Genomic DNA, 14,177 nt, shown 5'->3' on the forward strand with positions numbered 1-14,177 from the left:
CATATTGCACCTCAAACGTCAACATTTGGCTATAAGCCTTTGCAAAAAACATAAATCGCACGGAAATTGAGACCAGCACTCTAATACAGATATTCAAAATCTAGACTTTTGACGAATGGACTATGTACACAATGTGCACACATGAATATCTCTTTTGTTAACACGCTGTGTGCACAAACGGCCAGAAACCCTCCACAACAAGGCCTCAACTCGTGTACACACTGTGTGATAAACCTGAACAGATAACCCATGAACCTCTCAATTAAACCACAACCTTTTCATTCACCAAACACAATTGCTTCCCACAAAACGCCAACCCTATCGCCAGTACTTCCTTCACTCCGTTCTGTCTAAATAGCTCCAGATATTGATTATCCTTTACCTGCTTCAACCCTTCTTGCGCCTTTGCCTTCAGCTTCTTCGGATCGTTTGTTGCTTTAAACTCCAGTAGCATGCCAGCTCTCCCACTCTGCTTTGGCAACATCACTACGTCAAACCTTCCAAGCCCTGACTCTTGATTAGAGCGTATGTAGTATTCTCCTCTTAACCCCACTACTAGACCCAATATAAACACATGAAATACTCGTTCTGGTGTGTTCTTATTAAAGTCAAAATAGCTCCCACTTTGCATGATGTAGCTTGTGATGTACATCTCAAACTTCTCCATATCTCCATCCATCAAGCTCCTCACAAAGCTGTTGTATGACCCGGGTATGGTTGCTTTGGTAAACCATCTCTTGATCGCTCTGCTGTACACAAAGCTTACCTCCTTGTTTGGTATACACAACTCCGCTATCGTTTCTTCTTCCAGTCTACGGCTCAGAACCTTCAAATATCCAGCATATACCAATAAACTCCACAATGCTTCAGGTCTCTCTTCTATTTCCGGTAACACTAGGTTCTCACATAACGGTTGTGTTACCACCTTCCCCTGTAAGAGCTCTTCAAACTCTCTCTTGACTTCTCCTCCTGCACTCTTCAACAGATCTCCTATCAATCCGTTGCCTGACGTATTCACCCAGTATTCTTGTAGTATTCCTTCGTTGTCAAGACAGTTGATTATAGACCACGGATTGTACAACACGTGTTTGCCTATTTGATAACCGTTGTACCACTCTTTTATTTCACTAAGCGATACAGGTTGCTTTGTTTCTCCCAGTAGCTTTACAACCTCACCTTCGGTAAACCCAAAATATTGCCCAAACCTCTCCCTAAGCATCGAATATACCGAGATGTTGTTTAATCCAGAAAATAAACTCTCCTGAGAGATACGTGTTATACCGGTAACCACAGCTTTTGTTAAGTAACTGTTGTCCTTGAGAGCCTGGCCCAATATACTGCGCATTAGCTCTGTCATCTCCTCGTAGTAATTTTCCAAATACCCTTCTTGTATTGGTGTGTCGTATTCGTCTATCAATATAATCGGGTTCTTGCCACAATATCTGTGTATGTAGAGGCATAAGCGTTTCAGTGATGAACTAACATCAGAGAGATCACCCTGTTTATTCATCAATGCCTTAAAGATCTTCGCCTCACTATCTGATAACAGCATATCTACTGCAAGTAAATATCTGTGACTCTCATACAGCTCCATGATAAGACCAGTAATATCACCGTATGCTCCTTGGTATGTAGATTGTTTTACATCCTTAAACGATATAAATATCACTGGATACTTGTGCTGATGCTCTTCACAGAAGGCTTTGTCTTTTGAGATGTTGAGACCTGCAAATATCTTCTCATCCTTTGCCTGATTGTGGTCTAAAAAGTAATAGAGCATCGATAGGTTTAATGTCTTCCCAAACCTTCTAGGCCTGGTTACAAGTATAATATCTGCTCCATCGTCCATTATATCTTTAATCAACAGCGTTTTGTCCGCAAAGATGTAATGTCCAGATGCTATTTTCCTAAAATCACTGACTCCTACTGGTAGCTTCATTGGTGTACCTATAAATTCTGTACTTCATTGCGCGTTAAGTCCGTTATCTCCGACACCTTGTCTATATGCTCCCTTCTCAATAATAGCTGCCTTGCTATCTCTATTGCCTTAAGCTTTTTACCCTCTTCTATTAGTTCTTCTGGGTTCTGCTCCTTGAGCATGTCACATCTTTCTTGCATTGTTGTTTGCTGTCTTTTTATTTATGTTCTAGTACTATACCATAACACCCCTATAAAAACATAATATATATTATATATGAAGCCGTATTGTACTCCTATAACCCCAACATTCCAGTCACGTTGTCGTTGATTAATGACTGGTCACGTGTGTATACATGTATCATCTGCGCACTCTTGTGCCTCGAATGCTTCATAATCACGTAGTCAGGTACAGAGTTCTTAGATGCACTCGTAATCAAACCACTCCTCAGGGAATGCCCCGCAAATACACTATCATCGAGACCTATCGACCTGATATATTTTTTGACTATTCTTGCCACATCTATACACGAGAGTCTACTATGTTTTACTTTATTGCCCCTAGAGACGGCACAGAACACTGGTTGGTCTTCAGCAGTATAGCTAATAGCTTTCCAATTTGATAGATGTGTAACTGGACAGGTAAGTTTGTGACGACCGTATAATATGGCTATTTTTTGACCTTCACCAAACTTGTCGGTTTTGCTTTGTCTGATTGTGACTATGACGCCTTCATCTACAAAGCTTATATCGGACCAGTTGAGAGCTACAATTTCAGACCTACGCATAGCAGAGGACCAGCCAAAGGCTAACAACGCGGCGTCTCTTAAGCCTATGTTAGTATTGGAGGGTATATCTTGAAGCATAAGCTTTAGGGTTTTGACAAGTATTGGATTTTTTCCTCTTTTGGCTATCCCTAGTTTACGACGTATCCCTTGCCATACCGCCTTAAACTCCCTGTCGTTTAGATTAAGGTTGATATCCTTGTACTGATAATAGGTTGAGATGGCACAGAGCTTGCGCTGGATTGTAGATACTTTGTAATTTTGCTCTGCAAGTGTGGTGATATATATGGATAGTATGTGAGGGGTGCAGGCCCATGGGTCTATTTTCGATAATTCACACCAAAAGCAAAAGCTTTTCCAGTCACTTTTGTAGTTTCTATAGGTATTTTTGGCAAAAGCATGTTGCGCGTAATCACGCATCTTCTCTTGGACAGAGTTTATGGTAGAAAGTAATGTTTCTGGTGTAATAATGTCTGACATTTGTGTGTTATTTGATAGATTCTATTATTATTCCTTCTATTTTGATATTTTGTAAAGCTTGGTTTGCGGTAAGAATTTTGCAATTGTGGATTTTGGCTAATGCGAGGGACGCTCTATCAGGGTAGGGGAGGTGATACTGTTGTATGCTGGATACTAGTTCTGCTGTTAGATAGCATTGCTCTTCGTCAAAAGGTATGGATGCAGCAACTAGACTGTTGATGATAGATTTGACTGTCTCTGAGGGGATTGAATGAGTTTTGATAAGAGCCGTTGTGACTTCGGATGCAGTTAGATTGGAGATGATGGCTTGTGGGAGCAGCGAGAGTACTTGTTCCCAGCCGTTTTGTTTTGTGATTAGGATGAGGAGTGAGGAAGTATCCAGAATAGTTTTATTAGTCATTGTTGTTCTTGATCGTGTTGGTTGTGGAGGTTTGGATGTTGTGTTGAAGTATAAAGTTGTTGTGGTGATGCATCTGGGATATTTGGACTTTCTGGTATGTAATGTTGATTTACCAATTGTTGAGCTTCTGCCACTATTTGTTCTAACTTGAGAATGTGTAGCTCGCCATTAATGGCTCTTAGAACAACCGTATCACCTATAGAGTAATGCAGCTTTTTACGAATAGAGGTGGGGATGAGTATTCTGCTGTTTTTATCTATTGTGGCGCGTGTATCCATAATGTATTTTATTGTAAATGTGTTAATGGTTAAGATTGTAGCATAAAAGTATTTGCAGTACAATATAAATAATATGCCATTATTATAAATCAGAGCATAAATACTTTTACACCATAAAATAGCAATGAGACATAATTGTATATGGTATACTGGAAGGTATAATAATGTTCTATAAGTGTAATTATCAAACATAATGATACTCACACAACCACCACACAATTCACTCGTTCCTACACCAGACTTGTAAGGGTTATAATTGAAGTGTCACTAACTCCTCTACAGGTATCCATTGCCCGCCTTCTTCTTGCTTGCATATCCCTTCCTTATCACTTTCTACGTTATTACAGTACATCTCCGATATCTCCTTCACGGTTCTTGCCACTCCGTCATGGCTCTTAGATATCTCTATGACTCTGAATTCCTGTTCGCTCGTTATAAGGTCGGCTGACTTTTCTTGTTTACTTAATACCAGCTTCTTTAGCTCCTGGCCTGTGACCGCCAATCTTTCCTTCACCTTATACTTCGGTACCCATCCTTCCGGTGGAAATATTCCTTGATATGCGGTTACACACATACTCTTTAGATTACTATAACCACTCTGCAATGGTACTACTGAGTATGCTGTTACTCCTATACCATGCATCGCTTTTAGTATCTTTGATGGTGCATGAAATAACCCCAGTACTTCCATCCCTAATCCTGCTCCCGTATTCAAGGTGTATACCCAGCTATTATCCTCTGATACAAGCCCTAAATCTACCGATGCTCTTCCCATTAAACTGCTTCCTGCTAACAACGCCATAGATGCAGGTACTAGTACAGGTGCTGTCATCAACCCTGTGGTTCCCGCAGCTGTAGCTGCTCCTATAGCACCTGCCGCTAATCCTCCAAAGTATACCGCTGTCGTTGCTGATGTGAGGTAATACAGACTCTTCTGTACCATTCCTCCCTCCGCAAATCCATACTCAGGCTGAGACATCGCCCATACCAACTCACTATGTCTATTCGTTGTAATGTACGATGCTGTCGCTCCTCCTAATACTAGCGTTGGTCTTACTACGTTACCTATCTTACTCGTCACTTCTTCTAGACCAGTCCAGTAGGATACTACGCTATCAAATGTATTTAATTCGCTGTCTATGTCTAAATAACTCTCTCCATCATCATCCTTGATTGCCTCTTTGAGGACATATTTCAGTCTATCCCATGTTCCGGGCAATCTATAGGCTACCGAGGAACCTATAAATAGCTTCTCTCTCGCATTGTTGTACTGAGGTTCGCTCCTTGACTCTTCTCCTAATACTCCCTTGATTGTCTTTACTCCCTCCTCAAGGCCATGTTCACCTTCCAACACATGTTTAACGACCAACCATCGTGCTTCTTGTACCAATTGCTTACCCATAGCAGTGCTAGTCACTAGGTTGTTCGAAGAAGTACCAGGCTGGCTCCCTTCACTATTACTATGAGTATCTCTCGCACTCAATATCCACTTAGCTGCACTCAACTGGCGCTCAACACCGCATCGCCCCTCAAAAAGATATTGTACAACAATCTCTCGCATCTTTTGGTTTGGTACGGCATCACTGATTATTTCATGTGGAGCGACTTCTGATACACTACCTCCAACAGCTTGTGGCTCTTGGTCTTGTTGGTCTGTAGATGGAGCTGTAATCACTTGAGCTGTAGAATGAACCGCCGCATCAGCGGTTTGAGCATCTGTACTAATGCTAGCATCTACACCTAACAGTTTGACAATAGTCTGCACTTGTTCATCAACTGTTTTGATACCTATCAGTTTCCCTTCAAAAATGGTGTTGATTATCACCTTACCTATCCCCTTCGCCTTTTCTTCCCCATCGATCCTTTGCTTTTCCTCCTCTTCAACTACTTCTTCACTTCCACCAGAGAAAAACCTTTTGATGTAGTCTGTATAGCTCTTCAACTCTCCTGCCTTCCTAGCATCCAACACATCTCCTATTCTACCCTGCACCATCAATAAGGCTGAAGTCGACACATCAGCTTGCTCAGTACCTGCTGCAGACAACATAGTAGCAATATGATCGTTGCCTTCTTCTTCAACGTTTAGGTTATCTAGAGCATTTACCAGCTTTCGCGCCAACTTTTCTGCAAATCTTTCCATTTTTGCGCTATTACCCGCTAATTTTAAATAATTTGCAATTTTTTGAGACATCTGCCCTTCATGGTGCCCGCTGTCTATCTTCTCCATCACATCGCCTATCAAGGACAACCCTACTACGCCAAATAACGATACCCCTTCTCCTAATGCCTTCACCAAACCTCCAAAATTTCCCAAATTCCCTTTTTCTTCTTTTGGTGATATCAGTTCACTGTTGATACTTAAACACGCAGTATACACTCCGTTAAGTTGCAACATCAGACCCTTGTAAAAGCCTTCCTTGTATGGATCAGATTCTATATCCGCTACCTCTCTTTCTTCATCTTCCCTTAAGTTGGCACTTATAAGCGACTCCATCATATTGACATCAAGACTCTGCTGTCTTGTGAGAAGATAGCCTGGTTCCCTCTCCTTAAACAGGCTTGTCTTTTTCAACTCATAAATTTCTTCACCTCTCACATATTCCGTCCAACTTAACTGCTTTGATACTCCATATTTGCTTAATAGATTCCACATCGTCTCATATAAGCTGGTTGCGCCATCTACTTTTTTGCCCGTTATACCATCTAGTAAATTCACACCTTCTTCTATCTTCAACCTTGTTCCAGTTACATAGTAACGCGGCTTATTCTTACTGCCCGTCCTGTATTCCATACCATGCATAAGCTCCTCAAGGCTTACTGGCGTATTCTTTGCAATGTGTATAATGTTCATTCCTCCTGGATAGCACCTTAGCACATCGCTCCTAAATTGGTGACTATCTTGATCCACAAACACCTTGACGATGATATGATCACCAAAAGCGTTTCTTCTCTCAAGAATCAAAAATACGTCGCTCGGCTCAGTCTTATGCTGTGTAGATAAATGCATGACAGATACATACCATGTGCCATATTCTACATTACCATTACCAGTCACACTTACTATCTCTCCACCAACATCAGATGCTGCTATTGTCATCATAGGTGCTCCCGTGGCGTCAGTGCCAACAGGAAATACCGGCTTATTGTTTTTATACTGTACTGCCAATTCTAGGTATTGCTTCATAAACTTTTCACGCGCACTATTTTGATAATGTGGCACATTCTGGTCAGCGAGAGACCCTATGGTCCTCTCGATTATCGCCTCCAATCTCACTCTACTTCCGTAGTCTTCCATGCGATAAGTCACACCGTTCACTATAACGCTTCCATCTCGTTTAAAAAGGGCCGTAATACCGTTTTTCATGCACTCCTCAAGAAACCGACCCTCTTTTTCCGAAATACCGCCATCCTCAAGTATGCCCTGATATAGTTTCCTTAAAAAGTAGACGCTTTCTGATGACATGCTTAAAATATTCGCAATGCCTTTCTTCTCCACAAGTGCTATTGCCTTTGGTATATTACCAGGGATCCCAACTATTTCAGAGATCAAGTGCCTCGATACTTTAACAAATTGCTTTTCGTCTGGGTCATCCTCATCAGGATATTGTCCTATTGCCTCAAATATAGAGAATATCAGCTTTATATCCTTCTGATCAGCTTCTTGCTTGCTCAATTCATTTAACTTCACAGCCAAAGATTGTACAACACAGCTTTGTATCTTTTGCGACTGGGTAGCTTCTTTTCTGATCTCAAAAAGCTGCTCAATAGTTTGTTTTTGCATGATCTGATTGATCGCTAGCATAGCATTTTGACGGACATGTTCTCTTGAATCTTGTAATAAGACGGATAATTCCTGAAGCACTTTAGAAGTCCTAGATGATGGCTCGTCTGCTTTGGATAGTATTTGTGCAACCTGTGTACAGTGGCCGCTAATATTTCCAGAATACCCGGATTTTCTTTGCCATATTTTTGTGATCAATCCACCAGTATTTAATACTTTTGCTATAAGGTGCTGTATTTCCTGAGCATTGGGATTATACCCTGAACTACATTGCTCTAATACTTGAAGTTTTATACCTGAAGGCAAAACTCCATCTGATAAGGATGCTAGCATCAACATTGCAGATTTGCGAATATCCCGATCACCATCCTTCAAAAGAGGGAAGAAGAGGTTGAATGCCTCTTCCTTCATTGCTATAGGTACATCATTCCCTGAAACTACTCGCCCCAGCCCTTGCACCGCATGCACGCGAACATCCTTATCGCTATCCTTCAAAAGAGGTGCGATGAGGTTGAACCATTCCTGCCTTATTTCTATAGGGACATCATTCCCTGAAACTACCTTACCCAGCACTTGCACGGCATAGCAGCGGACAGACTGATCATTCAAAAGAGGGATGAGGAATTTGAACCATTCCTGCCTTACTTCTATAGGCAGCTCATCCCCTGAAACTACTTGACACAGCACTTGCACCGCAGACCGGCGAACATCACGGTAACCATCATTCAAAAGAGGGAGGATAAGTTTGAATACCTCTTCCTTCATTGCTATAGACACATCATTCCCTGAAACTACTTTACCCAGCCATTCCACCGCAGACCGGCGAACATCCCCACTACGATCCTTCAAAAGAGGGATGATGAGTTTGAATGCCTCTTCCTTCATTGTTATAGGCAGATCATTCCCTGAAACTACCTGGACCAGGACTTGGACCGCACACTGGCGAACATACTGATTACTATCCTTCAAAAGAGGGACGATGAGGTTGAATGCCTCTTCCTTCATTTTTATAGGCAGATCATTCCCTGAAACTACCTGAACCAGCACTTGCACCGCATACTGGCGGACAGACTGATCACCAGCATTCAAAAGAGGGATGAGGAATTTGAACCATTCCTGCCTTACTTTTATAGGCACATCATTCCCTGAAACTACATTAACCAGCCCTTGCACCGCACGCTGGCCAACATACTGATCATTCAAAAGAGGGATGAGGAATTTGAACCATTCCTGCCTTACTTCTATAGGGACATCATTCCCTGAAACTACCTGAACCAGGACTTGTACCGCACACTGGCGAACAGACCAATCACTATCCTTCAAAAGAGGTGCGATGAGGTTGAACAATGCCTGCCTTACTTCTATAGGCAGCTCATTCCCTGACACTACCTTACCCAGCACTTGCACCGCAGACCAGCGAACATACTCATTACTATCCTTCAAAAGAGGTGCGATGAGTCTGAATGCCTCCTGTTTGATTGCTATAGGCAGCTCATTCCCTGAAACTACTTTACCCAGCACTTTCATCGCAGACTCGCGAACATTCTTGTCACTATTCTGCAGAAATGGAGTAAGTATCTTGATCGCCCTAATTTGGACTTCATCACTTCCACCTTCCAAGATTCTGTATATCGCACTCAAGGCGTACCAATGGACATGCTCATTCAATAATAGAGGTACCATACTATCCAGAATCCTTAATCTTACCTCACTGGGAAGCACTCCTCTCTCTGCAATGTCACCTATAGTTTCTGTCACGGCAATCACAATGTCCAAATTCTCATCATTTAAAAAGGGTAACAACTTGTCCGTGACTTTCTCTCTAAGTTCTGCACAATCCCCATCAGTTATATAACTGATGGCTTCCCCCCCAGACATACGTATCTCTGCCTCCTCACTCCTCAAAAGAGGAATCAAGCAATCTATTGCTGTCCTCTTAAATTCCACAGATGTTTCAAATACAAGGTCAACTATCGCTCTTGCTACTTTACTCCTAGATCCTACTGCACTTATCAGCAACTGATTAAAACACTTCAATACATAATCTCCAAATACCCGCTTGGCTTCGATCAAGGACACTATTACTTTCGTTACTGTCTCCCTCAAATTATCATTCAGCACCAGCTCCACAATTCTCTTGATGATACCCTTCGCTTCTACTGAATGTGCGACTTTGATGATCTCACCTACGCTTCTTATTGATACCTTCTTCAATTGCCAATCAACCGACTCCTCATCTAGTAACTGATGCAACTTATTAAGCACATCTTCATGTCCCTCACTAAACCTGCCAGCCAATTTGCCTAATATCATGATAGCAATCTTGAGGGCTTCATCATTCCCTCCTGTGTCCTTGATATTGCTGAGCCCCCTGTCCAGCAAAATAAGCGGTACACGACTTACCTGCTCAGACATGTACCTGCTGGATCTTATATGCTCTGTCCAGCCCATTACATCCCCGCATACCACTTCGTCTATCAACTCCTCCAACTTCTTAAAATGCGGAATGTATGCTCTTTCTTCACTCTTCACCTGTTCTAAAAGATGCATCAACATCTTGACTCTACTCTCAAGATCTAATTCTAATACACCATCAGCGTTTGTTATAACACCACTCCAAAATTGTTGTTTCAAGCTTCCTGAATCACTTCCAGACTCTCCCATCACAAGCCCTACCAACATCTTCAATACCATCAAATACCTAGGCTCCATCTTCACTTGCGATATAAAACTTAACGCTTTCCTCCCAGTTTCACCTCCTATCACCAGTTGTTGTAATAAATGATGCCCTGTCAACCATTCTTGAAAGCTTAAGTGAATAAATTCATATTGCTGACGTAACAATATGTCGTCGGACACATCACCAAATACCTTCCTCCTTGACTTTAGCAAACCACATCTATACACATCACCAATTCTTACAGCCCCTTTACTGCTCTCAATCGCTATGTTATCTATCGCAACACCTTCAACACTTAATCGATTATCTATAAAAAGTTCGTACGCAATTCTACTTAACACTTCAAATTCTACACTCTTGATAAGAGCCTGGTCATTTCGTTCAAATTCCCCCTTCTTCGCTACGTATCTCTTTCCCAACCATATCATTGCTCTTTGATACAATTTACCTATACTTACCTCCTTTAAGGCTCCCCCTTCTTGATGATTAAAATCTGCGCTCACTAGGCAAAATATTACGGTATTAATAGGCACAGCGAGAGTCTCTCTCAAAGCCTCCGTAGTATCATATGCTGCTAATAGCTTGGCTTCCCTATTTGTCACATCAGCAAGGGCTTCATCGCTTTTAACTATGCTCTTTTGATGCTTAAAATACCTATCGATATAGTCCCTTACTGCTGCTTCTCCTAAGCCTGTTGCCTCTACCCTTCTGTTAAATTTGTCCACTATTTTCTGTGGTAGTACATTTGGTCTTGAAGTCAAAACCACATTATCATATTTCCAAATCTCCTCTAAGATTCTTTGTATCACTACATTATGACGTAAATGGGCAATCTCATCGTAACCATCTAACAACAATAGTGTTCTTTTATTAAGAGCTTTATCCTTTGCGTGATCCCTAAAAACCCTAATGACCTCATCTTTTGATATCTCATTCATCTCTCCGCTGCTTCTCTTGTGCTCTAACTCAAGCGCTCCTTCAAACAACCCTTCATATATAAATTTTGCCAGTGGATCAGCTTTGGTTCCCGAACGCTTGTCCCAACCGTTTGATAACAAATTTTTTAGCTTGATACCGAAAACATAGTCAAATTTATTCTGAAATAGTTTACCTGCACCCCATTGATACAAGACATAATGCAGCAGTGTACTTTTTCCCATACCTGCACTACCGGTGATCAAAACTCTGCCAGTTGCTTCCTGGTCATCTTGTTTATCAAAAAGCTCCGAGAGCTTTATCTCCTTGCTGTCCTCACCACTCCTAGTACTCAGTACAATACGCAGATTCACGTAATACTGCTCCATCCTCTGTTCAGGAAAAGTCTCGTCTTCGATCAGCTTTGGCAAAGTATCTTGGGCCTCATAAAGCCTTTTGAGTTTGTCACTTAATGAATATTGTGGCATAAGTTAACCTCATATGATGTTACTGAGAACAGTTTTGATACGATAGAATGTATTAGCAGAACGCTAACTCAGTGCAAAATAAAAAATTACATCTAAAACACCTTTATATACTGTATACCCAATTCAAGATATCAGCACCACTTCGATTATAACGCTATGGAGAACTGGCAATCATTGATTTCTCCAGATCCCCTCACACATTCTCTTTGAATATGTTTTCCTAGTCACATTCATCAATTACAATCTTCTCACTCACCAAAGACATCTGCTTACCGCAAAACGCAAGCCCTATCGCCAGTACTTCCTTCACACCATTCTGTCTAAAAAGCTCCAGGTATTGCTTGTCCTTAACTTGCTTTAGGCCTTCTTGCGCCTTTGCCTTCAGCTTCTTTGGGTCGTCTGTGGCCTTGAACTCTAGCAAGATACCTGCTCTTTCATGCTGCTTCGGGAGCATCACTACGTCAAATCTTCCAAGCCCTGATTCTTGATTGGAGCGTATGTAGTATTCTCCTCTTAATCCCACTACTAAGCCCAATATAAACACATGAAACACTCGCTCAGGTGTGTTCTTATTAAAGTCAAAGTAGCTTCCGCTTTGCATGATATAGCTTGTGATGTACATCTCAAACTTTTCCATGTCTCCATCCACCAAGCTTCTTACAAAGCTGTCGTATGACTCTATGCTTATTGCCTCGCTAAACCAATCATCTACTATGTCATCGTACACAAAGCTCACTTCTTTGTTTGGTATCGATAAATGACATATCAGCTTGTTACCTTGCCTTTCCTTCTCCAGTACCTTCAAGTATCCCGCATACAACAACAAGCTCCACAAGGCTTCCGGTTTCTTTCGTATATCGGGAAACACCAAATTCTCAGACAGTGCTTGTGTTATTACCTTCCCCTGTAGCAGCTCTTCAAACTCCTCCTTAACTATAGGTTTTGCCTTTCTTAACAGATCCCCTATCAAGGCATTCCCTGAGGTATTTAACCAGTACTCCTCTAATTCCCCATGGTTCTTTAAACACTTTATTATCGACCATGGGTTGTACAATACATGCTTCCCTATTTGATACCCGTTGTACCACTCCTTGATTGCACCAAGAGACACAGGTTGTTTTGTTTCTTCCAGTAGCTTCACCACTTCCTCTTCGGTAAACCCAAAGTATTGCCCATAGTCTTCTCTCAGTAACGAGTATACTTCTATGTTGTTCAACCCAGAAAATAGACTCTCCTGAGAGATACGTGTTATGCCAGTAACCACAGCCTTTGTTAAGTAACTGTTATCCTTTAATGCCTGACCCAATATGCCCCGCATTAGCTCCACCATTTTCTCGTAGTATTTTTTTAGGTAAGCCTCCTGTATCGGCGTATCGTACTCGTCTATCAGTATGATAGGGTTCTTCCCACAATATCTGTGTATGTATATGCAGAGTTGGCTAAGTGATGCTTCAATATAGGCTTTAAGACCCTCCCCCCTTAGCAAAGACATAAACTTTGCCCTTTCATGTTCCGCTAACACCTCACCATCCAGTAAATACTGGTGCGCTGTGTACAATCCACTTATCAGTGCCACTATATTCGCGTACGCATCTTTATAGCGCAACTGCTTCACATCCTTAAACGATATGAATATCACTGGATATTGATGCTGATGCTCTTCACAAAATGCTTTGTCCTGGCCTATGTTCAGCTTCTCAAATAAATTCTCACTCTTTGGCTGGCTATGGTCCAAAAAGTAGTAAAGCATCGACAGGTTAAGCGTCTTGCCAAACCTCCTTGGCCTGGTGACAAGTATAATATCAGCACCATCGTCCATTACTTCTTTGATCAACAGCGTTTTGTCCGTAAAAACATAGTTGCCCTTTACTATCTTTCTAAAATCGCTGACTCCTACTGGTAGTTTGTATTTCATAATTTCATCTTGCCTCTTATTCATGCTCCAACAGAACCTTTTCACTCACCAGACACATTTGCTTTCCGCAAAACGCAAGGCCTATCGCAAGTACATCCTTCACACCTTGTTGCCTAAAAAGCTCAAGATACTGCTTGTCCTTCACTTGTTTTAGGCCTTCTTTTGCCTTTGCCTTCAGCTTCTTTGGGTCATCCGTTGCCTTGAACTCCAGCAAAATACCAGCTCTCCCACTCTGCTTTGGCAACATTACTACATCAAATCTTCCAAGCCCTGACTCTTGATTGGAGCGTATGTAGTACTCTCCTCTCAATCCTACAACTAGACCCAATATAAACACATGAAAGACTTGTTCTGGTGTGTTCTTATTAAAGTCAAAGTAGCTCCCACTTTGCATTATGTAGCTTGTGATATACATCTCAAACTTTTCCATGTCTCCATCCACCAAGCTTCTTACAAAGCTGTCGTATGACTCTATGCTTATTGCTTCACTAAACCAATCATCTACTATGTCATCGTATACAAAGCCCACTTCTTTGTT

Annotated in this window: 8 protein-coding genes; all 8 read right to left on the minus strand. The window is 41.6% G+C overall.

All coding sequences use genetic code 11. The features are described 5' to 3' along the window. Positions 1-262 precede the first annotated feature (262 nt). Entirely contained in the window at positions 263-1,939 is a 1,677-nt protein-coding gene (locus tag EDM53_RS05870) for an AAA family ATPase (protein WP_130122721.1), read from the minus strand. A gap of 8 nt (positions 1,940-1,947) precedes the next feature. Continuing rightward, positions 1,948-2,118 (minus strand): hypothetical protein, encoded by a 171-nt coding sequence (locus tag EDM53_RS06300; protein WP_165379693.1) that lies wholly within the window; start codon positions 2,116-2,118, stop codon positions 1,948-1,950. A gap of 95 nt (positions 2,119-2,213) precedes the next feature. Beyond that, positions 2,214-3,182, minus strand: coding sequence for a tyrosine-type recombinase/integrase (locus tag EDM53_RS05875; RefSeq protein WP_130122722.1), 969 nt, complete (start codon positions 3,180-3,182; stop codon positions 2,214-2,216). A 7-nt stretch (positions 3,183-3,189) separates the two neighbouring features. Beyond that, positions 3,190-3,582 (minus strand): PIN domain-containing protein, encoded by a 393-nt coding sequence (locus EDM53_RS05880; RefSeq protein WP_130122723.1) that lies wholly within the window; start codon positions 3,580-3,582, stop codon positions 3,190-3,192. Beyond that, positions 3,579-3,860, minus strand: coding sequence for an AbrB/MazE/SpoVT family DNA-binding domain-containing protein (locus EDM53_RS06305; protein ID WP_165379694.1), 282 nt, complete (start codon positions 3,858-3,860; stop codon positions 3,579-3,581). Before EDM53_RS06305 ends, EDM53_RS05880 begins: the two co-directional genes overlap by 4 nt. Positions 3,861-4,110: 250 nt before the next feature. Continuing rightward, positions 4,111-11,724, minus strand: a complete 7,614-nt coding sequence (locus EDM53_RS05890) for a sister chromatid cohesion protein PDS5 (RefSeq protein WP_130122725.1) — start codon at positions 11,722-11,724, stop codon at positions 4,111-4,113. Positions 11,725-11,944: 220 nt separating this feature from the next. Beyond that, on the minus strand, positions 11,945-13,639 hold the full coding sequence (locus EDM53_RS05895) for an AAA family ATPase (RefSeq protein ID WP_165379695.1): 1,695 nt from the start codon (positions 13,637-13,639) through the stop codon (positions 11,945-11,947). A 16-nt stretch (positions 13,640-13,655) separates the two neighbouring features. Then, on the minus strand, positions 13,656-14,177 hold a 522-nt coding region (locus EDM53_RS05900; RefSeq protein ID WP_207215504.1), incomplete at its 5' end, for a PD-(D/E)XK nuclease domain-containing protein.

Origin of the sequence: Rickettsiales endosymbiont of Peranema trichophorum, assembly GCF_004210275.1 — a bacterium.
In the GTDB taxonomy this organism is placed as follows: Bacteria; Pseudomonadota; Alphaproteobacteria; order Rickettsiales; family Midichloriaceae; genus RICK02.

Bases quoted from the DNA above. Each gene is read 5' to 3' on its own strand.
- EDM53_RS05895 (WP_165379695.1), bottom strand. From the start codon at position 13,639: ATGAAATACAAACTACCAGTAGGAGTCAGCGATTTTAGAAAGATAGTA.
- EDM53_RS05890 (WP_130122725.1), bottom strand. From the start codon at position 11,724: ATGCCACAATATTCATTAAGTGACAAACTCAAAAGGCTTTATGAGGCC.
- EDM53_RS05870 (WP_130122721.1), bottom strand. From the start codon at position 1,939: ATGAAGCTACCAGTAGGAGTCAGTGATTTTAGGAAAATAGCATCTGGA.
- EDM53_RS06305 (WP_165379694.1), bottom strand. From the start codon at position 3,860: ATGGATACACGCGCCACAATAGATAAAAACAGCAGAATACTCATCCCC.
- EDM53_RS05880 (WP_130122723.1), bottom strand. From the start codon at position 3,582: ATGACTAATAAAACTATTCTGGATACTTCCTCACTCCTCATCCTAATC.
- EDM53_RS05875 (WP_130122722.1), bottom strand. From the start codon at position 3,182: ATGTCAGACATTATTACACCAGAAACATTACTTTCTACCATAAACTCT.
- EDM53_RS06300 (WP_165379693.1), bottom strand. From the start codon at position 2,118: ATGCAAGAAAGATGTGACATGCTCAAGGAGCAGAACCCAGAAGAACTA.